At 62.3% G+C, this 22,183-nt stretch carries 17 protein-coding genes; 3 read left to right on the plus strand and 14 right to left on the minus strand.

What is annotated here, in order from left to right:
• Positions 1-36: 36 nt before the first annotated feature.
• From pnp to rimP, 9 genes are all read right to left on the minus strand, one after another.
• Entirely contained in the window at positions 37-2,127 is a 2,091-nt protein-coding gene (gene pnp, locus KP004_RS13500) for a polyribonucleotide nucleotidyltransferase (RefSeq protein WP_216799046.1), read from the minus strand.
• Positions 2,128-2,309: 182 nt separating this feature from the next.
• Positions 2,310-2,576, minus strand: coding sequence for a 30S ribosomal protein S15 (gene rpsO / locus KP004_RS13505; RefSeq protein ID WP_129127510.1), 267 nt, complete (start codon positions 2,574-2,576; stop codon positions 2,310-2,312).
• A 128-nt stretch (positions 2,577-2,704) separates the two neighbouring features.
• Entirely contained in the window at positions 2,705-3,589 is an 885-nt protein-coding gene (gene truB / locus KP004_RS13510; protein ID WP_239027049.1) for a tRNA pseudouridine(55) synthase TruB, read from the minus strand.
• Between the two features lie 2 nt (positions 3,590-3,591).
• Positions 3,592-4,560 (minus strand): DHH family phosphoesterase, encoded by a 969-nt coding sequence (locus tag KP004_RS13515; RefSeq protein WP_216799048.1) that lies wholly within the window; start codon positions 4,558-4,560, stop codon positions 3,592-3,594.
• Positions 4,541-4,900 (minus strand): ribosome-binding factor A, encoded by a 360-nt coding sequence (locus KP004_RS13520; RefSeq protein WP_216799049.1) that lies wholly within the window; start codon positions 4,898-4,900, stop codon positions 4,541-4,543. The genes KP004_RS13515 and KP004_RS13520 overlap by 20 nt, the downstream gene beginning before the upstream one ends.
• A 232-nt stretch (positions 4,901-5,132) precedes the next feature.
• Positions 5,133-8,033: a translation initiation factor IF-2 gene (gene infB / locus KP004_RS13525; RefSeq protein ID WP_216799050.1), complete on the minus strand. Its 2,901-nt coding sequence runs from the start codon at positions 8,031-8,033 to the stop codon at positions 5,133-5,135.
• Complete coding sequence (locus KP004_RS13530; RefSeq protein ID WP_216799051.1) at positions 8,034-8,627, minus strand: DUF448 domain-containing protein; 594 nt, start codon at positions 8,625-8,627, stop codon at positions 8,034-8,036.
• 1 nt (position 8,628) lies between these two features.
• Positions 8,629-9,780 (minus strand): transcription termination factor NusA, encoded by a 1,152-nt coding sequence (gene nusA, locus KP004_RS13535; RefSeq protein ID WP_216799052.1) that lies wholly within the window; start codon positions 9,778-9,780, stop codon positions 8,629-8,631.
• 42 nt (positions 9,781-9,822) lie between these two features.
• Positions 9,823-10,302, minus strand: coding sequence for a ribosome maturation factor RimP (gene rimP / locus KP004_RS13540; protein ID WP_216799053.1), 480 nt, complete (start codon positions 10,300-10,302; stop codon positions 9,823-9,825).
• A gap of 403 nt (positions 10,303-10,705) precedes the next feature.
• On the opposite strand from rimP, the gene thrC reads away from it, so the two are divergent.
• Together thrC and yrfG are read left to right on the plus strand one after the other, a co-directional pair.
• Positions 10,706-12,082: a threonine synthase gene (gene thrC, locus KP004_RS13545; protein ID WP_216799054.1), complete on the plus strand. Its 1,377-nt coding sequence runs from the start codon at positions 10,706-10,708 to the stop codon at positions 12,080-12,082.
• Positions 12,083-12,158: 76 nt separating this feature from the next.
• A complete protein-coding gene (yrfG, locus tag KP004_RS13550; protein ID WP_216799055.1) occupies positions 12,159-12,872 on the plus strand; it encodes a GMP/IMP nucleotidase in 714 nt (237 codons plus the stop codon).
• Here the strand turns inward: yrfG and KP004_RS21145 are convergent.
• Entirely contained in the window at positions 12,856-13,095 is a 240-nt protein-coding gene (locus KP004_RS21145; RefSeq protein ID WP_239026808.1) for a helix-turn-helix domain-containing protein, read from the minus strand. The genes yrfG and KP004_RS21145 overlap by 17 nt on opposite strands.
• Positions 13,096-13,518: 423 nt before the next feature.
• On the opposite strand from KP004_RS21145, the gene KP004_RS13560 reads away from it, so the two are divergent.
• Positions 13,519-15,285 carry a M3 family oligoendopeptidase gene (locus KP004_RS13560; protein WP_216799057.1) on the plus strand — a complete coding sequence of 589 codons (1,767 nt, stop codon included), beginning with the start codon at positions 13,519-13,521 and terminating at the stop codon, positions 15,283-15,285.
• 178 nt (positions 15,286-15,463) lie between these two features.
• On the opposite strand, the gene acnB is transcribed toward KP004_RS13560, so the two are convergent.
• From acnB to KP004_RS13580, 4 genes are all read right to left on the minus strand, one after another.
• Positions 15,464-17,983, minus strand: a complete 2,520-nt coding sequence (gene acnB / locus KP004_RS13565) for a bifunctional aconitate hydratase 2/2-methylisocitrate dehydratase (RefSeq protein ID WP_216799058.1) — start codon at positions 17,981-17,983, stop codon at positions 15,464-15,466.
• A 218-nt stretch (positions 17,984-18,201) separates the two neighbouring features.
• Positions 18,202-18,960 carry a formate dehydrogenase accessory sulfurtransferase FdhD gene (gene fdhD, locus KP004_RS13570; RefSeq protein ID WP_216799059.1) on the minus strand — a complete coding sequence of 253 codons (759 nt, stop codon included), beginning with the start codon at positions 18,958-18,960 and terminating at the stop codon, positions 18,202-18,204.
• A 121-nt stretch (positions 18,961-19,081) separates the two neighbouring features.
• A complete protein-coding gene (gabD, locus tag KP004_RS13575) occupies positions 19,082-20,539 on the minus strand; it encodes an NADP-dependent succinate-semialdehyde dehydrogenase (RefSeq protein ID WP_216799060.1) in 1,458 nt (485 codons plus the stop codon).
• Positions 20,540-20,740: 201 nt separating this feature from the next.
• Positions 20,741-22,072 (minus strand): cohesin domain-containing protein, encoded by a 1,332-nt coding sequence (locus KP004_RS13580; protein WP_216799061.1) that lies wholly within the window; start codon positions 22,070-22,072, stop codon positions 20,741-20,743.
• Between the last annotated feature and the right edge of the window lie 111 nt (positions 22,073-22,183).

A 22,183-nucleotide genomic window follows, 5' to 3' on the forward strand; every position in this document is an offset into this window, starting at 1 on the left:
GAAACCCATGAATTGCCAGTTTTCACATGAGAGAAATTATTCGGTGAAGGTCTGGCCCAGGGCCTCTTTGCGGGACAGCTTGATCTTGCCCTGCTTGTCGATGCCGATGCACTTCACCAGCACCTTGTCGCCTTCTTTCAGGATGTCGCTCACGTTCTTCACACGCTCGGTGTCGAGCTCGGAAACGTGCACCAGGCCGTCGGTGCCCGGGAAGATCTCGACGAATGCGCCGAACTCCATGATCTTCTTGACGGTACCCATGTAGAGCTTGCCTTCTTCGGCCTCTGCGGTCAGGTTGCGGATCATCTTGATGGCGAGGTCGCAGGCTTCCTTGTTGTTGGAAGCGATGTTGATCTTGCCGGTATCCTCGATGTCGATGGCAACGCCGGTTGCCTCGGTGACGCTGCGGATGTTCTTGCCGCCGCTACCGATGACGTCGCGGATCTTGTCGACTTTGACCCAGATGGTGGTGATACGCGGAGCGAAGGCGGAGAGGTCGCCGCGGGCGGTGGAGAGCGACTTGGCCATCTCGCCCAGGATGTGCACGCGGCCGGCTTTCGCCTGTGCCAGTGCAGCACCCATGATCTCGCGGGTCACGCCGCCGATCTTGATGTCCATCTGCAGCGCGGTGACGCCTTCAGCGGTACCGGCCACTTTGAAGTCCATGTCGCCCAGGTGGTCTTCGTCGCCCAGGATGTCGGAGAGGATGGCGTAGTCGTCACCTTCCTTGATGAGGCCCATGGCGATACCGGCGACCGGTGCCTTGATCGGGATACCGGCGTCCATCATGGACAGCGAGCCGCCGCAGACGGTAGCCATCGAGGAGGAGCCGTTGCTCTCGGTGATGTCGGAGACGATGCGGATGGTGTAGGGGAAGTCGTCGTGCTTCGGAAGCACCTGCTGCAGAGCGCGCTCGGCCAGCATGCCGTGGCCGATTTCGCGGCGGCCCGGGGCGAGGCGGAAGCTGGTCTCACCGACGGAGTACGGCGGGAAGTTGTAGTGCAGGAGGAATTTCTTCCTGGAATCGCCGTAGAGCGAATCGATGCGCTGCTCGTCGACCGAGGTGCCCAGGGTGGCAGCCACGATGGACTGGGTCTCGCCGCGGGTGAACAGGGCAGAACCGTGCGCGCGCGGCAGGAAGCCTACCTCGGTGCTGATGGTACGGATGGTCTTGGTATCGCGGCCGTCGATCCTGGAGCCGTCCTTGATGATGTGCTCGCGCACCAGGTCGTACTCGAGTTCTTCGATGAATGCCTTGACCTCTTTCTCGGAGCCTTCGAACTCACCTGCCAGAGCCGCCACGGTCTTCTCGGTGATGGCGTCGATGGCGTCGTGGCGCTCGCCCTTGGCCTTGATGCGCACGGCCGCTTTCATCTCTTCTTTGGCGAGAGCGTCAACCCGTGCCTTCAGCTCGGTGTTCACCACCGGGGCAGGGATGTCGCGCTTGACCGGCTGCACTTTGGCAACCAGCTCTTCCTGTGCGGCCAGGATGCCCTGGACGGCTTCCTTGCCGAAGAAGATCGCTTCGAGGAGGTCGTCCTCGGAGACTTCGGAGGCGCTGCCTTCTACCATCAAGATGGCGTCCTTGGAAGCGGCGATCACGATCTCCATGTCGCTCTTCTCTTCCTGCTCGGCAGTCGGGTTGGCGACGAACTGGCCGTCCACGCGCGCCACTTTCACGCCTGCGATCGGGCCGGCGAAGGGCACGTCGGAAACCATGAGGGCAGCGGAAGCGCCGATCATGGCCAGGATGCCGGGATCGTGGTCCTTGTCAGCCGACATGACGGTAGCCATGACCTGGGTGTCGTTCAGGAAGCCTTCCGGGAACAGCGGGCGGATCGGGCGGTCGATGAGACGGCTGGTGAGGGTTTCGTTGTCGGAGGGACGACCTTCGCGCTTGAAGAAGGAGCCGGGGATACGGCCGCCTGCGTAGGCTTTCTCCTGGTAGTTGACGGTCAGCGGGAAGAAGCCCTGCCCTTCCTTGGCCGATTTCATGGCGACGGCGGTGACGAGCACCATGGTGTCGCCGCTTTTGATCATGACCGCGCCGCTTGCCTGCTTGGCGATCTTGCCTGTTTCGATAGTGATAGTTTTGCCACAGCACTCTGCTTGGACAGTGTGTACCATTGTTACGGCCTCCATTAGGGTGTTTCGGTTGGTGTTGGGGCCGCCGAGAAAAGCGCCATGCGGGCGTAACAGTGCGCCGCAGGGCAGTTTTATCCACGCCCCCAACAAGAAAAAGGGCACGAGGCCCTTACATGATGAAAAAGAGGAAAGGCAATATACCCGGGGAGGTATACTGCCTTTTCTTACCTTCTGATGCCGAGTTTAGCGATGATCGCTTTGTACCTTTCGACGTCTTTCTTCTTCAGGTAGTCAAGCAGACCCCTTCTCTGACCGACGATCTTCAGCAGACCGCGACGGCTGTGATGATCCTTCTTGTGAGTCTTGAAGTGCTCAGTCAGATAAGTGATACGCTCCGAAAGAATTGCAATCTGCACTTCCGGCGAACCCGTGTCGGAATCGTGCAGCTTATGAGCTGTGATGATTTCCTGCTTCTTTTCCGTTTGCAGCATGTGGTTACACCCCCTTCCGCTTCCTAGTTATTTTGCTTATTTATGCCTACCCGCTGAGATTGCTCCCGCGGTTTAGATCAAGACCTTTAACTCTTATCACAAAAGCAAGTACGTGTAAAGAAGGAATACTAATTGAATACGCGTGCCAGGCGCAGCCCTTTGAGCTTGTCGTACTCCGCTACTGCCGCAAAGCGCTCCCCCAGATAGAGTCGCACCTGCTCCCCCTGTGCAAAATCTCCGGGAGGTTCAACGAATTCATGAGGCTTGGGCACCACGCCGTTCAAGACCTTCCTCCCGCCCGCCTCGGTGAGCGCCAACGCCCTCAGGTGGTCGAGTGCCCGGTCCAGCGGCATGAGCAGCGCCTCCTGGTCGGCGCCCCCGGCCAGCGCCTCGATGCTGATGGCGTCGGCCTCGCGGAAGAGCCCGCTCCTCGTGCGCCGCAACTCCAAGAGATGGGCGCCGCAGCCGAGCGCCTCGCCGATGTCGCAGGCGAGCGTCCTGACGTAGGTGCCGCGCGAGCAGCGCACGGTGAAGCAGGCTTCGGGAAGACGGATCCATTCGAAGGTGAGCGACTGGATCTCCACCTCGCGCTCCTCGCGCTCCACCTCGATCCCTTTCCTGGCCAGCTTGTACAGCGGCACCCCGCCCTGCTTGATGGCGGAAAACATGGGAGGCAGCTGCTTCTGGAGCCCGAGAAACTGCGGCACCAGCCGTTCCAGGTCCTCGGCCGTCAGGTGCGACCACTCCCGCTCGGAGATTACCGCTCCGGTCAGGTCCTGGGTGTCGGTGGCGATGCCCAGCCGCAGCACGGCCCGGTACTCCTTCTCCGACTCGTCCAGGAACTGGATCGCCTTAGTCCCCTCCCCCACCGCGACCGGCAACACGCCGGTGGCAAAGGGATCCAGGGTCCCGGTGTGCCCGACCTTCTTCTGATTGATGGCGCGACGGACCTTGGACACGATGTCATGCGAGGTGACACCGGCCGGCTTGTCGATCACGAAAAAGCCGTTCAGCATCAGCGCATCTGCTCCAGTCGGTCGAAGACCTGCGCCTTGACCTCGGCGAGCGTGCCGCGCACCATGCAGCCGGCGGCGTTGTGGTGCCCGCCGCCGCCGAAGGAGGCGGAGACGGCAGAGACGTCGACCTTACCCTTGGACCGGAAGCCGACCTTGAAGGTCCCCTCGTCGACCTGGCGGAAAAAGAGCGCCACCTGCACCCCCTTGATGGAGCGGGGGTAGTTGATGAAGCGGTCGGTGTCCTGGGCGGTGGCGCCGGTCTTTTGGTACATGTCCAGGGTCACGGTGACCGAGGCATACTCGCCGGACGGGGAGACGGTCAGGTCGGACAGCGCCAGTGCGAGGAGCGCGATCCTCTGCAGCGGCTCGCTCTCGTAGAGGTTCTCGTTGACGCTCCAGGCGTTCACCCCCTTGCCGATCATCTCGCCGGCTATGGCGAAGGACTCGGGGTCGGAGTTGGAATAGTGGAAGCTCCCGGTGTCGGAGAGGATGGCTGTGTAGATGCAGAGCGCGGTCGGGTAATCGACCTCGTCACCGGCAGCCCGGATGACCCTGTAGATGAGGGCCGCAGTGGCGCTCGCCTTGGGGTCGATCAGGTTACAGACGCCGAAGTTCTCGCACCCCAGGTGATGATCGATGTTGATGTAGCGGCCTACCCGCTTGTTCTCGGTGACCGCCTTGCCGGCGCGCCGGAACTCGCCCACGTCCAGCACGAAGCAGACGTCGAAGTCGCGGTCAGGCATCTCGCCGTAGACCTGCTCGGCCATGGGGAGGAAGGAGCAGTTATCGGGGACCGGGTCGCTCAGGTAGACGGTGACGTCCTTGCCGCGCGCGGTGAGGTAATTGGCCAACGCGAGGGAGGAACCGACCGCGTCGGGGTCGGGGCTCTCGTGGCTGGTGATAAGAAAGCTGTTTGCCTGCTCGATCTCCGCAACTATCCGTTTAATCTCAGCTGTCGTCGCCGTCATCCGTAGCCCCAATCTCCTTCAGAATCGATTCGATATGCTGGCCGTAATCTAACGAGGTGTCGTACTTGAAGATCACCTCGGGGGTGAAACGCAACTTGAGGGCCTGGCCGATCTCTTTACGGATGTAGCCCTTGGCGGAGTTGAGGCCCGCCTCGGAGTTCTTCTTGGCGGCGTCGTCACCGTGAACGGTGAAGTAGACGGTCGCCTGTCTCAGGTCGGGAGTCAGCTTGACGCCGGTAATGGTGAGGAAACCAATGCGGGGGTCCTTGAGACCCTTTATCAGGAGTTCCGAGATGATCTTGTGGATCTCTTCGGCAACCTTGTCGGAACGCTTTACCATGATCTTTCTCTCTTGTGTGTATCCCGGCCCTTCTTACAAGTACGGGGTTGCTTACAGGTCCCCGCCCCCGGAGGGGGAGGGTCAGGGAGGGGGATGTTTACTGGTAACTGCAGCCCCCCTCCCGGCCTCCCCCCTCCGGGTGGAGGAGCTGAGGCGAAAACGATAAGGGGAGAGCGGCCTCCGCCGCCGGGATGCCGGACGCGGGACGCCGCTCTCCCCGTTTGCTTGACTGTTAAAGCTTGCCGGCAACCTTCTCCATCTCGAAGCACTCGAAGATGTCGCCGACCTTGATGTCGTTGTAGTTCTCCAGCGACATGCCGCACTCGTAACCGGTAGCCACTTCCTTGACATCGTCCTTGAAGCGGCGCAGGCTGCCGAGCTTCCCTTCGAAGACCACCATGTTGTCGCGCAGCAGGCGGACCTGAGCGTTCCTGATGATCTTGCCGTCGGTGACGTAGGAACCTGCGACCATGCCCGCCTTGGGCACCGAGAAGACTTCCCTGATCTCGGCGCGGCCCAGGTATTTCTCCTTGAAGGTCGGCTCGAGGAGGCCTTCCATCGCCTTCTTGATGTCGTCCACCGCGTCGTAGATGATGTTGTACAGCCTGACGTCGACACCTTCCTTCTCGGCGAGCGCCGCCGCCTTGACTTCGGGACGGACGTTGAAGCCCAGGATGATGGCGTTGGAGGCACTGGCCAGGTTGACGTCGGTCTCGGTGATGGCGCCGACGGAGGCGTGCAGCACGTTGAGACGGATGGCGTCGGTGGTGAGCTTCCTGAGGGACTCGGCCACGGCCTCGACGGAACCCTGCACGTCGCCCTTGACGATGGTGTTGAGGTCCTTGACCTCGCCCTTCTGGATCTTCTCGTAGAGCTGCTCCAGGGAGAGCTTGCTGTGCTTGGCCAGTTCGGACTCGCGCAGCTTCATCTGGCGGTGGCTCGCGATCTCCTTGGCCTGCTTCTCGTCGGTCATGGCCACGAAGATGTCACCCGCATCGGGCACTCCGTTGAAGCCGATGACCTCGACCGGCATGGCCGGGCCGGCGGCGGTCACCTTCTCGCCGCGGTCGTTCTGCATGGCGCGCACGCGGCCGAAGTGGATGCCGGCCACGAAGTAATCGCCCGCCTTCAGCGTACCTTCCTGGACCAGGACGGTGGCGACCGGGCCGCGTCCCTTGTCCAGCTTGGCCTCGACCACGGTGCCGCGCGCGGTCTTGTCCGGGTTGGCCTTGAGCTCGAGGACGTCGGCCTGCAGCAGAACCATCTCGAGCAGCGACTCGAGGTTGAGATGCTTCTTCGCAGAGACCTCGACGAAGATGGTCTCTCCGCCCCACTCCTCGGAAACCAGGCCGAACTCCATCAGTTCCTGCTTCACCTTGCTCGGGTTGGCGTCCGGCTTGTCGATCTTGTTGATGGCGACGATGATGGGAACGCCGGCAGCCTTGGAGTGGTTGACCGCCTCGCGGGTCTGCGGCATGACGCCGTCGTCGGCCGCGACCACCAGGATGACGATGTCGGTGACCTTGGCGCCCCTGGCGCGCATCGCGGTAAACGCTTCGTGGCCCGGGGTGTCGAGGAAGGTGATCTTCTGCCCCTTGAGCTCAACGTCGTAGGCGCCGATGTGCTGGGTGATGCCGCCCGCTTCGCCGGCGATGACGTTGGCCTGGCGGATGGCGTCGAGCAGCGAGGTCTTACCATGGTCGACGTGACCCATGATGGTGACGACCGGCGGACGCTTGATGAGGGATTCCGGCGCATCGGGCTCGGCCTCGAGGATCTCGTCCACGTCCAGAGCCACGTTCTCGATCTCGTAGCCGAAATCGGTGGCCAGAAGGGTCGCGGTGTCGAAGTCCAGCGGATGGTTGATGGTCGCCATGACGCCCAGCTTCATGAGGGCGCGGATCAGGTCGGTGGCCTTGATGCCCATGCGCTTGGCCAGTTCGCCCACGGTGATGGACTCGCTGATCTTGATGATCCTCTTGATGGCCTTGGGCACCGTGATCTCGGTCTTCTTGCCGATCTGGACCTTCTCGACGTACTTACCCTTCTTCCCCTTGGAGCGGGGACCGGGCTCGAAGACCCGCTCGCGTTTGTCGAGCATGTCCTTGAAGCTGTCTTTCTTACCCTTGCCGGCGGGTGCGCCACCTTTCTTGGCGTTCTTGCCGAAGTCGGTGCCACCTGCCGGAGCGGGCTTACGCCCTTTCCTGCCACGGTCGTCAAGCATCGGCGGCGGCTCAACCGGGGTCAGCGGGGCCGGACGGTCCGGACGCGGACCGGTGGGGCGCTCGCCGGGACGGCCTGCACCCGGGCGGGGTGCCGGACGCTCGGTGCCGGGACGCTCGACGCCGCGCGGCATGCCCGGGCGCGGTGCCGGACGCTCGCCCTGCGCGGGGCGCTGGTACTCGCGGCGCTCGGCCGGACGCTGGGTCGGGATCGGGATCTCGACGCGGCCGAGGATCCTGGCGCGGGTCGCGGTCGGTTTATCCGGCTCGGGCTCAACCTTGGCGGCTGCGGCCTCCGGTGCCTTGGCCGGAGCGGCCTCGACAGCAGGCTGCTCGACCGGCTTGGCTGCCTCAGGTGCTGCGGCCGGAGCTGCGGGAGCGGCTTCTGCCTTGGGGGCCTCGACGGCGGGCTTCTCAGCCGCAACCGGCGCCGCCGGGACGGGCTCGGCAACCGCGGGCTTCTCTTCCTTCACGGGCGCGGCCTGGGGGGCCGGCGCCTCGGGCTTAGCCACCGGCTTGGGTGCGGGAGCCGCCTCGATGATCCTGGCGCGGACCGGTTCCGGACGCTTGGGAGCCTCCTCTACCGGGGCCGGCTTCTCGACCGGTGCGGGCTGTGCGGCCTCGACCTTCTCCGGCTCGTTCGGCGCTGCCGGCTCGGCCGCTGCTGCCGGGGCTTCCGGCTCGACCGCCTTGGCGCGACGGCGGATCAGGGTCGGTTTCACCCTCACTTCTTCCTGGGATACTTCTTTGTGGGGGGTCTGCGCAGGGGCGGATACCGCCTTGATATCCGAATCCTCAAGGACAGCCATATGGTTCTTGACCTGCACGCCTGCCTCGGCCAACCTTGCCATAAGCTCCTTATTGTCGATCCCCATCTGCTGCGCCAGCTCATATACGCGGGTTTTGCTCATCTACTCACGCTCCTCCTCAAAGAAGTTCCTGTACTTTTCCATTTCCAATCCAATCGATCCCACGAAGCCGCTTTCCATAACAACCAGGACGCTTCTGAGTTCCTTTCCCAAGAGTTCCCCAAGGCGGTCCTTGGTGAACAGGGAGATGCAGGGGACCTGTTTGAGCTGCGCCAGCCCCCTGAATTTTTCGCCGATGTCCGGCGAGATGTCGGTGGCGACGAACAAAAGACCGGCGCCCCCTTTTTTCAATTTATCCTGTACCTGGTCCGAGCCCGACACCACCTTGCCCGCCTTGTTGGCCAGGCTGATGTAGGAGGCGATGCGCTCTTCGAGCTTGTGCAGCACCTGCTGCACCAGCCCGTCTGCGTCGGCGCCCAGCACCTCCCCTTTGAAGCCGCGGGAGAACTGCTTCTTCTGGGCCGCCTGCCTCAGGCAGGAGGCCTTCAGGCAGGTGTACGCCCCGCGACCGGGGAGCTTGTTCTGCAGGTCGGGGACCAGGGTGCGGTCCGGTGCCAGCACGAAGCGAAGCAGCTCGCCCTTGTCCTTGGTCTCACGGCAGGCAAGACAGCTTCTCTGTGGTGTGGCCTTGGGCATGCTAATCCTCTTCGGTCGCCTCTACTACTGCCGGCTCGGCTGCCTCAACCGGCTCGGCGGGCTCTTCTTCAGACTCGGTGCCGTCGTAGGAGGCGAACTGCTGCAGCTCGGCCTCGGCCATGCGGGTCTCGCTCTTGATATCGATCTTCCAGCCGGTCAGCTTGGCGGCGAGACGCACGTTCTGGCCGCGCTTGCCGATGGCCAGCGAGAGCTGGTCGTCCGCCACGATGACTTCCATGGCGTAGTCCTCTTCGTCAACATACACCTTGGTGACCACGGCCGGGGCCAGGGCGTTGCAGGCGAAGCGGGCGATGTCCTCGCTCCAGGGGATGATGTCGATCTTCTCGCCGCGCAGCTCGGACACCACATTCTGGACGCGGGAGCCGCGCATACCGACGCAGGCGCCGACCGGATCGACGTCGCCGTCATGCGAGTAGACAGCGATCTTGGCACGCCCGCCCGGCTCGCGTACGACGCTCTTGATCTCGACGATGCCTTCCGCGATCTCCGGCACCTCGGCCTCGAACAGCTTGGCCAGCATGGTGGGATGGGTGCGGGAGAGCATGATCTGGGGACCCTTGGTGGTCATGCGGATCTCGGTGATGAGGGCCTTGACGCGGTCGCCCTGGCGGTACACCTCGCGCGGAGCCTGCTCCTTGTGCGGCAAGAGAGCCTCGGCGCGGCCGAGGTCCACGATCAGGTCGCCCTTCTCGAAACGGCGCACCACGCCATTGACTATCTCGCCCTGGCGCTCCTGGAACTCGTTGAAGATGGTCTCGCGCTCCGCCTCGCGCACGCGCTGGATGATCACCTGCTTGGCGGTCTGCGCGGCAATCCTGGAGAAGCCGGACGCGTCCATCTTCATACCGATGGAGTCGCCGATCTCGACCTCCGGATCCTCCTCGCGCGCCTCGTCCAGCTCGATCTCGCGGTAGGAATCCTGCACCTCTTCCACGACAGTTACGAACTCGAACAACTCAACCTCGCCGATCTCGGGGTTGTAGTGCGCCTCCAGATCGCGGGTATTGCGGAATTTCTTGTTAGCCGCGGTGAGAACTGCCTGTTCCAGCGCCTCTACCACAATCCCTTTATCAATACCCTTCTCTTTTACGATCTGGTCGATCGTGTGCTTGAGGTTAAAGCTCGTTTCCACGTGACTGTCTCCTTCTGCTTGCTGATAATTGCAAAGTAAATTTTAGAATTCGAATTCGAGGTTGGCCTTGGCCACCTTGTCCAGCGGGATCGAGGCGTGCTGCCCCTCGGTGAGATCGATGCTGATCATCCCGTCCTGAACCCCGAGCAGTTTCCCGGTGAAGGTCTTGCGCTTGTTGCCCGCATCGTCAGCGAGCATGTCGAAGGTCTTCACCTTGACCAGGTGCCCCTGGAAGCGCTCGTAGTCGGCGAGCTTCTTAAGCGGACGACAGATACCCGGTGAGGAAACCTCCAGGTTGTAGTGGTCCGGCATGAAGTCTTCGACGTCCAGCATGTCGGAAAGCTGTCTGCTCACGTCGGCACAGTCGTCGAGGGTGATGCCGCCTTCCTTTTCCAGGAATACCCGCAGCACCATGTCGCGGCCTTCTCGCTTATACTCCAGGTCCACCAGGTCGATCCCGAGAGGCCCGCCGACTTCGGCGACAATCTCTGTGACTCTTTCTACTACATCAACCTTTGCCATCTGCGTTTTCCCATAAAAAAAAGCGAGCCGGAGGAGCTCACTTTTGAGTGAACATTAACATGTGACCCATTATGTAGCATGGAAGGCTTCTTTATGCAAGCGCTTTTTTTGCGAAAGTAAGCTGTTTTTCTAGCTTTCACGCCTGATTTGCAGCTGATTCTGCTGCGCTGTTTTTTGTGTCGCAGCACCCCAAAATCTCCGTTCAGGGAGTGTGACATTGTCGCAATTTAATAGTCACCTGTAATTTTTCCTGTGCGCACTGCGTTTCCTCCTGCCAGTGGACCCCAGCACGCCCCTGACAACAGGGCCGTTCCAACCAATCTCTTCACTTTTGCAGTATTAACTGCTATATATTGGCGTTGCCGCAACGGCACAAAAACCAGCACCAGGAAAGAGAACTGACATGAAATACATAAGCACCAGGGGAAACATCGCGCCGATCGGCTTCAAGGAAGCAGTGATGATGGGACTTGCCACCGACGGCGGCTTGATCCTGCCGGAGAGCATCCCGCAGATCGCACCGGAAACCCTTGCCGCGTGGGCCAAGCTCCCCTACCGCGAGCTCGCCTTCAATATCATCTCCCTGTTCGCCACCGACATCCCGGCAGCGGACCTGAAAGCGCTCATCGACCGCTCCTACGGCAGCTTCGAGCACCAGGAGACCACGCCGCTGGTCAAGAAGGACGGCGTCTACATCCTGGAACTCTTCCACGGCCCCACCCTCGCCTTCAAGGACGTGGCTCTGCAGTTGCTGGGCAACCTGTTCGAGTACCTCCTGAAGGAGCGCGGCGAGAAGATGAACATCCTCGGCGCCACCTCCGGCGACACCGGCAGCGCCGCCATCGCCGGCGTGCGCGGTAAGGAAAACATCAACATCTTCATCCTGCACCCGCACCTGAAGACCTCGCCCATCCAGGCGCTGCAGATGACCAGCGTGCTGGACGCCAACGTGCACAACATCGCCGTCGAGGGGACCTTCGACGACTGCCAGAACATCGTCAAGACCCTGTTCAACGACCTCGAGTTCAAGAAGGAATACGCGCTGGGTGCGGTGAACTCCATCAACTGGGCCCGCGTGCTGGCGCAGGTGGTCTACTACTTCTACGCCTGGGGCAGGCTCCCCGAGCAGGGCAAGGTGGTCTTCTCCGTCCCGACCGGCAACTTCGGCGACATCTTCGCCGGCTACCTCGCCAAGAGGATGGGACTCCCCATCGAGAAACTGCTCCTGGCCACCAACGAGAACAACATCCTCGCCCGCTTCGTGCAAAGCGGCGATTATTCGCTGGGCCAGGTGGTGCAGACAGTTTCCCCGTCCATGGACATCCAGCTCGCCTCCAACCTGGAGCGCTACCTGTACTACCTCTTCAACGAGAGCGCCGAGCGGGTCAGAAGCGCCTTTGCCGAACTGCAGCAGACCGGCAAGATCGTCTTCACTGCCGAAGAGGTGCAGCGCGTGCACAGCGAGTTCTTAAGCTGCACCGTCAACGAAGCGATGACCCTCGAAACCATCGCCTCCTTCAACAAGGAAACCGGCTATGTGCTCGACCCGCACACCGCGGTCGGCGTGCGCGGCGCACTCGAGTGCGTCAAGGGGCACCCCGCCGTGGTCTGCCTGGCTACCGCCCACCCCGCCAAGTTCGGCGAGGCGGTCGAGCGCGCCATCGGCACCCCCGCACCGCTGCCGCCGCAGTTGGCCGCCCTGCAGGGCAAGGAAACCCGCTGCGAGATCATGGCTGCCGATAAGGAGCTGGTAAAGGCCTTCGTTAAAGCCAAGGCTTAGTCGGACTGTCAGACGTCGGACCTGTCGGACTAGTCAGACTAGTCGGACAGGTCCGATCAAAAAGAGAACCTTTTCAATGCCCCTCCCCTCCCTGAATGTAGACTGGCACCTCATCGACACCGTCCACCTCGACATGGACGGAACCCTGCTGGACCGGCACTTCGATGACCACTTCTGGCTCGAGCACGTTCCCAAGCGCTACGCGGAAAAGAACGGCATCAGCGAGCACGCCGCGCAGGAGAAACTGCACCGCATGTTCCGCTCCCAGGAGCAGACCCTCAACTGGACCGACCTCGATTACTGGTCGGCACAGCTCGGGCTCGACATCCCCGTACTCAAGGAAGAGGTGAACCACCTGATCGCGGTGCACCCCTTCGTGGTCGAGTTCCTCCTCTTCCTGCGCCAACACGGCAAGAAGATCTACCTGGTCACCAACGCCCACAGTAAGACCCTGAACATCAAACTGCGCCTGACCAGGATTGGGAGCTACTTCGACGGGATTATTTCTGCCCACGACCTGGGACTGCCTAAGGAAGATCCACTTTTTTGGGGAAAGCTGCAGCAGAAGGTGCCTTACGATCCGGAACGGACCATGCTGGGAGAGGACAGCGAGACCAACCTGGAGACCGCGCGCCGCTTCGGCATCCGCTACCTGATCCACGTCGGACGCTTCAGCTCGACAACGACGCCGGTCCAATCGGAAAGTTTCCACTCCATCCATTACTTCAGTGAACTGATCCCGCGCGATGGCGGCATGTGCGTGGAACTCACCGCTAGCCGCGGGATTTGACCCGGCACAGCCCGTACTTCTTGGCCAGGTCGTAGAGGGCGGGACGGCTGACGCCAAGCACCTCGGCCGCCTTGCTCATGTTTCCTCCAGATGCCTCGATGGCATCGTGCACCATGTAGCGTTCCACCCTGTCTCGGGCTTCCCTGAGTGTCAGTTGCCCGGAACCAAGCCCCGCCATGCCGCAGGCGGTCTGGCTGCCCTGGCCCAACTGCCCGCCTGCCAAGGGCGTGTCGTTTCGGCACGAGAAAAGCCTCTGCAACACCACGCATTGAGCACCCATCCAGCCATGGGCCTCGTTGCCATTCCCCGAAGGGGGTCGACAAGCCGCGCTTTCAACTACCCGACGCTTTTTCATGACGTCCATCCTCGCCTGCTAGCGGTTGACAGAGGAACCACTTGCGGAAGCGGAGGCATCCGCTTCCTACCCGGAAGAACAGTCGGCCTAACCCTTTACATAATTATATTTTTTTAACATTCGCTAGTTCTATCGCACCCCCCCGGGTTGTCAAGGAAGTTGAATGGCGGTAGAGTGCCTGATACAAGTCCTCCAGTGCACTCCCCTTCCTTGACACCATGCACCCCATGCATTACTATCGGTTCCATTCATTCGAAATCATTGAATAATCCACGCCTGCCAGGAGGAACAATGAGCAGCGATCTCACGTGGGATACCACGCCACTTTACCCGTCCCCTTCCGCTCCCGAACTGACCCAAGCCTTCGAAGGCGCCACGGCACAGGTTGCCGGATTCAGAGAGCGTTACCGCGGCAAGGTTGCCAAGCTTTCCGCCGCTGAACTGCTGGAGGCGCTGCAAAGTTACGAAAAGCTGCAGGAAGAGTTGTCCGTGCCGCAGCTCTACTCGCACCTGCTCTTCGCCGCCGATAGCGAAAGCGACCTACACAAGCGCCTCTCCCAGAAGTCCCAGGAGTTCGGCAACGCCATGGGTCGCGAACTCCTCTTCTTCGATCTCGAGATCATCCAAATGGAGGAGGAGCCCTTCCAGCGACTGCTGCAGGATCCGCTGCTTGCGAACTACCAGCACTTCCTAGCGGTGCTGCGCAAGTTCAAGAAGCACACGCTATCCGAGCGCGAGGAGAGCCTCCTTACCCAGAAAAGCCTCACCGGCGTGCAGGCCTTCTGCCGGCTCTTCGACGAGGTATCCGCCTCGCTGCGCTACACGCTGGAGATGGACGGCGAGAGCCGGGAGATGACCGGAGAGGAGCTGCTGGCGCTCTTGCACCACCCCGATGCGGAACTGAGGGAGCGCGCCTTCGGCACCTTTCTGAAAAAGCACGAGGAACACAGCATCCTCTACTCGGCGGTGTTCAATAACGTCGCCCTGGACCATTCCCAGGAGATGGAGCTTAGAAACTACAGCCATCCGATGGAGCCCACCAACCTGGGTAACGAGATCCCCAACGAGGTGGTGGAAAGCCTGATGCAGGTTTCCGAAAAGAACTACCCGCTGGCCCAGGAATACTTCTGTCTCAAGGCCAAGTTACTCGGCATCCCCAAGCTGAAGAACACGGACGTGTACGCGCCGCTCACCGAAAGCGACCGCAAGTACAGCTTCGAAGAGGCGCGCGCCATGACCGTCGAGGCTTACCGGGGCTTCTCGGAGGAGTTTGCCGAGTTGGCCGACTCCTTCTTCACCGGGAAGCGGGTGGACGTGCTGCCGCGGCCGGGGAAGAGCGGCGGCGCCTTCTGCATGGGGATGACCCCGTCGCTCCCGCCATACCTCCTTTTAAACTTCACCGGCAACCTGCGCGACGTCGCCACCATCGCCCACGAGGTCGGCCACGGCATCCACTACCAGCTCGCCCAGCGCCAGACCATGCTGAACTACCACCCGCCGCTGCCGCTGGCGGAGACCGCCTCGGTGTTCGGGGAGATGCTGTTGACTCGCCAGCTCCTGGAGCGGGAGACCGACGTCGAGGTGAAGAAGTCGCTTTTGTGCGCGAAGATCGAGGACATCATCGCCACCACCTTCCGTCAGAACGTTCTGACCAGGTTCGAGGAGCGCATGCACCTTGAGCGGGTGAACGGGCTTTTGACCGCCAACGAGCTGGCCGACCTGTGGTGGCAGGAGAACGCCAAGCTGTACGGCGACGCGGTCGAAATGATCGAGCCCTACCGCTACGGCTGGAGCTACATCTCCCACTTCATCCATGCCCGTTTCTACTGCTATTCCTACACCTGCGCCGAGTTGGTGGTGCTGTCGCTGTTCCAGCGCTATTTGAAGGAGCGGGAGAGCTTCGTTCCCATCTACCGCGACATCCTCGCCGACGGTGGTTCCAAGTCCCCCGGCGACACCCTGGCACCCGCCGGCATCGTCTTCAGCGACCCGAGCTTCTGGCAGGGTGGCTACGACCTCTTGGCCGACCTCATTGCGGAGCTGAAGGCACTGCTGTAGCCTCTCCCCCCTCCCCTTGCGGGAGGGGGACAGGGGGGTGGGGGAAGCTGCCACCTCTTAGGTCATGGCATGGTCACCCACCCCCAGCCCCTCCCGTCAAGGGAGGGGAGTTGAAAACAAAAAGGCCCGCCGGATTCCCGGCGGGCCTTTTGTCGTTCTGCGCTACTGCCAGTACGACCTACATCTCGTCGAACTGGAGGTACTTGTACACGCTGTCCTTGTTCGGCTCGACCTTCTCCTTGTACACGGCCAGGTACTCGGCCGGGGTCGGGAGCTTGCCCATGTTGACGGTGACGGCACCGAGCTCGGCGGAGCCCAGGAACACCTTGGCGCCATTGCCGATCCTGTCGTCAAAGTTACGGGTCGAGGTGGAGAACATGTTCACCCCGTCGGGCACGCGTGCCTGGTTACCCATGCACAGCGAGCAGCCGGCGATCTCGACGCGTGCGCCCATGGCGCTGTAGACGGAGAAGTATGCCTCGTCCTTGAGCTTCGCCTGGTCCATGCGGGTCGGCGGGCAGATCCAGGTGCGGACGTTCGGGTTGAACTTCTGGCCCCTCCAGATCTCACCTGCAGCGCGGAAGTGGCCGATGTTGGTCATGCAGGAACCGAGGAACACGTCCTGGATCGGAGTGCCGGCAACCTCGGAGAGAAGCTTGACGTCGTCCGGATCGTTCGGGCAGGCGAGGATCGGCTCGGTGATCTCGGCGAGATCGATCTCGATGACCGCGGCGTACTCGGCGTTGGCGTCTGCGGAAAGGAGCTTCGGATTCTTCAGCCACGCGTTGGCTGCGTCGATCCTGTTCTGCAGGGTCTGCGCATCCTGGTAGCCGTCGGCGATCATCTGCTTCATGAGTGCCACGTTGGAGCGGAGGTAGGTAGCTACCGACTCCTCGGAGAGTTTGATGCAGCCTGCGGCGGCGCTACGCTCAGCGGCGGCGTCGGTCAGCTCGAAGGCCTGCTCGACGGAGAGCTCCGGAAGACCTTCCATCTCCAGGATGCGGCCGTTGAAGATGTTGACCTTGTTCTTCTTGGGCACGGTGAGCAGCCCCTGCTTGATGGCCCAGTACGGGATCGCGTTGACCGCGTCGCGCAGGGTGATGCCGGGGTTGAACTTGCCCTTGAAGCGGACCAGTACGGACTCAGGCATGTCCAGCGGCATGAAGCCGAGGGCGCCTGCGAAGGCGACCAGGCCGGAACCTGCCGGGAAGGAGATCCCGATCGGGAAACGGGTGTGGGAGTCGCCGCCGGTACCGACGGTATCCGGAACGAGCAGACGGTTCAGCCAGGAGTGGATGACGCCGTCGCCCGGCTTCAGGGGCACGCCGCCACGCTCGATGATGAACTGCGGCAGGGTCTTGTGCATCTTGACGTCGGCCGGTTTCGGGTAGGCAGCGGTGTGGCAGAAGGACTGCATGAACATCGGCGCCTGGAACTTGAGGCAGGCGAGCTCTTTCAGCTCGTCGGCGGTCATCGGGCCGGTGGTGTCCTGGGAACCGACGGTGGTCATCTTCGGCTCGCACGCGGTGCCCGGCAGGACGCCGGCAACGCCGCAGGCCTGGCCGACCATCTTCTGTGCCAGGGAGTAGCCCTGGCCCGGCTTGGCAACCGGGTTGACCGGCAGGGTGAAGACGTCGGTCGGAGCGAGCCCGAGTGCCTTACGTGCGCGATCGGTGAGGGCGCGGCCGATGATCAGCGGGATACGGCCGCCGGCGCGGAACTCGTCGAACAGGGTGTTCGGCGCCACGGTGAAGGTGGAGAGCACTTCGCCGCCTTCGGTGGTGATCTCACCCTTCTTGGAGTTGATCACGATGACGTCGCCGGTCTTCATCTTGGTCACGTCGGTCTTGATCGGGAATGCACCGGAGTCCTGCGCGGTGTTGAAGAAGATCGGGGCGATGACGCCGCCGATGATGATGCCGTCGCGACGCTTGTTGGGAACCGCCGGGATGTCCTGGCCGATGTGCCAGAGCACGCTGTTGCAGGCGGATTTACGGGAGGAACCGGTACCCACGACGTCGCCCACGAAGGCAACCTGGAAGCCGTCAGCCCTGAACTTGGCGATGGTCGCGTTGCCGTCCGGGAAGCGGGTCTTTCCCATGGCGAGTGCGTGCAACGGGATGTCCGGACGGCTCCAGGCGTCGCCCGCCGGGGAGAAGTCGTCGGTGTTGATCTCGCCGTCTACCTTGTAGACCTTTACCTTCACGGTCTCCGGCAGGCCCGGCTTGGAGGTGAACCACTCGGCGTTAGCCCAGGACTCGAGCACCTTCTTGGCGCCGGCGTTGGACTTGGAGAGTTCGAGGACGTCGTCAAAGGCATCGTAGACGAGGGTGGTGCCGCAGAGAGCCTTGACTGCCTCGTCGGCAACCTCGGCGTCTTTGAGGGCAGCGACCAGCGGGGCCACGTTGTAGCCGCCCAGCATGGTGCCCAGGATCTGGACCGCGTCTTTCTTGGAGACCAGCGGGGACTTCTTGGTGCCGGACAGGATGGCGGCGAGGAAGCCTGCCTTCACTTCGGCTGCCGGGTCAACGCCCGGGGATACCCTTTCCTTCAGGAGGTTGAGCAGGAACTCCTCCTTGCCTGCCGGGGGCGCTTCCAACAGTTTGCAAAGTTCCGCGGTCTGCTCAGGGTCGAGCGGCTTCGCAGGAATCCCGAGTGCCTTTCTTTCTGCCTCTTGCTTCAGGTACGCTTCGATCATGACTCCTCCTAGATAATGTGCAGCTATTTACGGAAGTTATCAAAACTCTTCTGTCAGCTGATGCTTCATTTGAACGGATACTGTATACAATTTTTACCCTGCTTTGTCAATTGTTGAAAGCGCCTGTAAAATGGCGCAGATCTGCCTCGAAAGAGTTGTTACTGTGGCGTTTTAGCTGGAATCAGTGCGGCTGGATCACTGTGAGGAAGAGCAAAGCATTAAGGAAATAAAATATATTGCGGATGAGTGTAGGCGGTGAACCTGGTGCCGCGCAGGTAGCCAACCAGGGTGATGCCGGCCTGATCGCAGATGCGGATGGCCATGTCGGTGGGAGAGGTGCGGGAAACGATGACGGCGATGCCGAGCAGCGCCGCCTTGGCGGCCATCTCGGCGGAGACACGGCCTGAGGTGGCCAGGATGGTGCCGGCGAGGGGGATTCCCTTCAGCAAGGCCTCCCCTGCCAGGCGGTCGATGGTGTTGTGCCTGCCCAGGTCCTCGGCGTGCAGGACGAGGGTCCCGTCAAGTGCGCCGATGGCTGCGGAGTGGACGCCGCCGTGGCTCTTGTAGCTGGTGGAGTGCAGCGCGAGTTGCTTCATCAGTTCGAAGATGGCCGGGACCGAAACCTGCTCCCTGGTACCCCCCACCCTCACACCGGCAGCTTCCGGCAGCGAAAAGGTGATGCCGGTGCCGCACCCGGAGGTTAACACCGGTTTCAGTTCCTTCGGGATCTCCCCCTTGATGCGGACGTTGGCGATGCCGTAGTCGTTGCAAACGCTCAACACCAGGAAGTCGTCCAGGTGCGAGACGAATCCCTGCAGGCGCAGGAAGCCCGCCACCAGGAAGCGCAGGTCGTGGGGCGAGGCGACCAGCGTGACCAGCTCGCGGTCGTTGACCCGCAGCACCAAGGGGAATTCCCGCACCACGTCGACCTCGCCGCGCAGCACTTTTCCATCGTTGTAGGTAGTAACTTGTGTCATACGCTGTCCCAAAGTCCCTTCCCCAGGAGGGGGAGGGACAGGGAGGGAGAAAAGCCATGGAGTTCCCCCCTCCCAGCCTCCCCCCTCCGGGGGGAGGGGTAACGGCTGGCGGTGTTTTTCATCATCGTATGCCGCCGATGCAGAGGTACTTGATCTCGAGAAATTCCTCGATGCCGTACCTGGAACCTTCCCGCCCGATGCCGGACTCCTTGATGCCGCCAAAGGGAGCCACCACCGTGGAGATGAGACCTGTGTTGATGCCGATGATGCCGGACTCGATCGCTTCGGCAACCCGCCAGACCCGCGTGACGTCGCGGCTGTAGAAGTAGGCGCACAGACCGAACTCAGTGTCGTTGGCCAAACGGACCGCTTCCTCCTCGGTACTGAAGCGGAACAGGGGAGCCACCGGGCCGAAGGTCTCTTCCCGGGCGATGTGCATCTCCGGCGTCACGCCGGCGAGGACGGTAGGCTCGAAGAAGCACCCTCCCAGGGCATGGCGGTTGCCGCCGGTGACGACACGGGCTCCCTTGGACAGGGCGTCGCCGATATGCTCCTCGACCTTCTCCACTGCCGCCATGTCGATCAGCGGCCCCTGCTGGGTCTCGCCCTTCAGCCCGTCCCCCACCTTCAGCTGGGCGACCGACTGCGCCAGCTTCTCGGCAAAGCGGTCGTAGATCCCTTCCTGCACCAGGAACCGGTTGGTGCAGACGCAGGTCTGGCCGGTGTTGCGGTACTTGGAGATCAGCGCCCCTTCAACGGCGGCATCGAGATCGGCATCGTCGAAGACGATGAAGGGGGCGTTGCCGCCCAGTTCCAGGGAAACCTTCTTGACCGTCCCGGCGCACTGGGCCATCAGCTTCTTGCCGACCTCGGTGGAACCGGTAAAGGTGAGCTTGCGCACCAGCGGGTTCCCGGTCATCTCCCCCCCGATGGCCGCCGCGGAGCCGGTGACGACGGAAAAGACGCCTTCCGGGACCCCGGCGCGTTGCGCCAACACCGCCAGCGCGAGGGCCGAGTATGGGGTCGCCGTGGCAGGCTTCACCACGATGGTGCATCCTGCCGCCAGTGCAGGCCCCACTTTCCTGGTGATCATGGCGGAGGGAAAGTTCCAGGGGGTGATGGCGGCGCATACGCCGACCGGTTCCTTGAGGACCACGATCCGCTTGCCGGCCTGATCCGACGGGATCACGTCCCCGTAGACCCTTTTCCCCTCTTCGGCAAACCATTCCAGGAACGAAGCGGCGTACACCGTCTCGCCGCGCGCCTCGGCCAATGGTTTCCCCTGTTCCGCCGTCATCAGCACGGCCAGGTCGTCCTGGTGCTCAAGCAGCAGGTCGGCCCAGCGCCTGATGATTACCGACCGCTCTTGTGCGGTCCTTGCGCGCCAGGATGGCAGGGCGGCATGGGCCGCCTCGATGGCACGACGAGCCTCGGCGCCTCCCATCTTGGGAACGGTACCCAGTTTTTCCCCGGTGGCGGGGTTCATGACGTCCACGGTCTCGCCGCTGTCAGCACCGGTCCAGGCGCCGTTGATGAAACAAAGCTGGTGAAATAGACCTTTGTCCTTGAGCTTTAGCATCGGCTCCTCCCGTCAAAGTATTCTCTGATGGGCGGCAGTCATGGTGTATACCTGATAGCCGCCCTTGCGGCAACAGAAACATGCCGCCTCTGTCCTCTGTCGCCGTGAGCGGGTGAGACCACCCGTGCACGACAATGCCCCCCTCGAAGTCGAAGAGGGCATGTCCCCTGCCGCCAGGCACGCCATCATCCCGGTCCGGCGCTAAGGCGCCTGCAGAACGGTACGCACCAGGTAGTTGGCCGCATAGATGTAGTCATCGACGTAATCGCGGCGGCCGTCTTTGTTGAGGTCGAAACGCGGACGCGCCGCGGTCCCCCGCTCCTTCAGGAAACGCATGAAATCAGCCTCCTTCACCGGCCGCTTCCCCGGCACCAGGACAACCTTGGGCGCCACCGTCAGCGGGAACTCCTGCCGCAATCCGCTGTAGAGCATGGCGACGTCCGCCTTCACCACATCCCGCTTCGGCCGTGCCTGTATCTCCCACCCCGCCTCGGTGCGCCGGTGCGAGACGTAGGTGCAGCCGCTGAAGGTGAAGCTGGGGGTGGCCTCCCCGGTCACCATGGTGATGACGAGTGTCACCGTCGACTTGCCGTCGGCGAAGGCAATTGGAGGGATTTGGCGGTAGCCAGCTGGGGCATCCTGAGTGAAGAGGGCGATCAGGTTGGCCGGGGTACGCTCCCCCTGGAAAGACTTGAACCGGTCCAAAACGCTGGCGATGACGACCGGCGAGGTTACCTGCGGCGGGGGCGCAGGTGTCTCGGGGCGGACCGGGGCTTCCTGCTCGGGAGGGGGCGGGTTCTCCTCCCGGTCCAGCGGCGGTTCCTCACCTTCCAGCTGCGCCTTTTTGGTACGCAGCCGCTTCTTAGCGACCGGCATATCCTTCGCCGGCAGTTGCGCCTCGGTCGCCACCACGACCTCTTTAGCCGTCCCGTCCTGGACGGTTGCGGGGTCCTGCCCTGGCATGGTCACCGTCCCTCCGACCATCAAGGGACGGGTGGGGACGGGATTTGCACCTGCCGGGACCGTGTCGCTCTTCCCCTCCTGCCCGGCCTGCGCAGTCGCGTTGCCGCCGTCATCCGCGGCCACCACGGCCGATGGATTAACGATGATTGGTTGCGCCATGGTGAGTCTCTTACCCGCCGCATCGATGAGCGTACCGGTGATCAGGGTTACCACGCCGGGGGAAGTGCCGGTCCGGTCGAAAGCGACGGTGGCTATGATGCCGCTCCCTTTGAGCCCGCTCGTCCCGACGATCGCGAGGCGGATCGGGTTGCCGGGATTGGCCGCATTCATCATCCCCTGCACCATCTTTCCGATGCTGACCCGCGGATTGACGAGCGTGGCGGAATCGTAGCCGATAGTAAGGTCGAGACCCGCGACGCCGTCCATCTGGTCGCCGCGCAGGACGAAGACGCCGTCGGACGCCGGTGAGGATATGGTGAGGGTCGGCAAGGCGAAGGCAGGAGAAGCCGCAACGGTCACCAGGAGAAAAAGAAGCAGCCAATACCAACGACAGCAAGTCTGCCTGATCATGGTTGACCTCGGTGCTTAGGGAGGGGAATAACCGCCGGAAGGGACCGGTTTACTTTACTGACCCCCTCGGGGGCTGTCAAGCAGGCGGTTCTGAGACGACGGCTGCCGGAC

Source organism: Geomonas oryzisoli (assembly GCF_018986915.1).
Lineage (GTDB): Bacteria > Desulfobacterota > Desulfuromonadia > Geobacterales > Geobacteraceae > Geomonas > Geomonas oryzisoli.

Excerpts from the sequence above, each read along its gene's own strand:
- pnp (WP_216799046.1), bottom strand. The coding sequence starts at position 2,127 with ATGGTACACACTGTCCAAGCAGAGTGCTGTGGCAAAACTATCACTATC.
- rpsO (WP_129127510.1), bottom strand. The coding sequence starts at position 2,576 with ATGCTGCAAACGGAAAAGAAGCAGGAAATCATCACAGCTCATAAGCTG.
- KP004_RS13515 (WP_216799048.1), bottom strand. The coding sequence starts at position 4,560 with ATGACGGCGACGACAGCTGAGATTAAACGGATAGTTGCGGAGATCGAG.
- KP004_RS13520 (WP_216799049.1), bottom strand. The coding sequence starts at position 4,900 with ATGGTAAAGCGTTCCGACAAGGTTGCCGAAGAGATCCACAAGATCATC.
- infB (WP_216799050.1), bottom strand. The coding sequence starts at position 8,033 with ATGAGCAAAACCCGCGTATATGAGCTGGCGCAGCAGATGGGGATCGAC.
- KP004_RS13530 (WP_216799051.1), bottom strand. The coding sequence starts at position 8,627 with ATGCCCAAGGCCACACCACAGAGAAGCTGTCTTGCCTGCCGTGAGACC.
- rimP (WP_216799053.1), bottom strand. The coding sequence starts at position 10,302 with ATGGCAAAGGTTGATGTAGTAGAAAGAGTCACAGAGATTGTCGCCGAA.
- thrC (WP_216799054.1), top strand. The coding sequence starts at position 10,706 with ATGAAATACATAAGCACCAGGGGAAACATCGCGCCGATCGGCTTCAAG.
- yrfG (WP_216799055.1), top strand. The coding sequence starts at position 12,159 with ATGCCCCTCCCCTCCCTGAATGTAGACTGGCACCTCATCGACACCGTC.
- KP004_RS13560 (WP_216799057.1), top strand. The coding sequence starts at position 13,519 with ATGAGCAGCGATCTCACGTGGGATACCACGCCACTTTACCCGTCCCCT.
- acnB (WP_216799058.1), bottom strand. The coding sequence starts at position 17,983 with ATGATCGAAGCGTACCTGAAGCAAGAGGCAGAAAGAAAGGCACTCGGG.
- fdhD (WP_216799059.1), bottom strand. The coding sequence starts at position 18,960 with ATGACACAAGTTACTACCTACAACGATGGAAAAGTGCTGCGCGGCGAG.
- gabD (WP_216799060.1), bottom strand. The coding sequence starts at position 20,539 with ATGCTAAAGCTCAAGGACAAAGGTCTATTTCACCAGCTTTGTTTCATC.
- KP004_RS13580 (WP_216799061.1), bottom strand. The coding sequence starts at position 22,072 with ATGATCAGGCAGACTTGCTGTCGTTGGTATTGGCTGCTTCTTTTTCTC.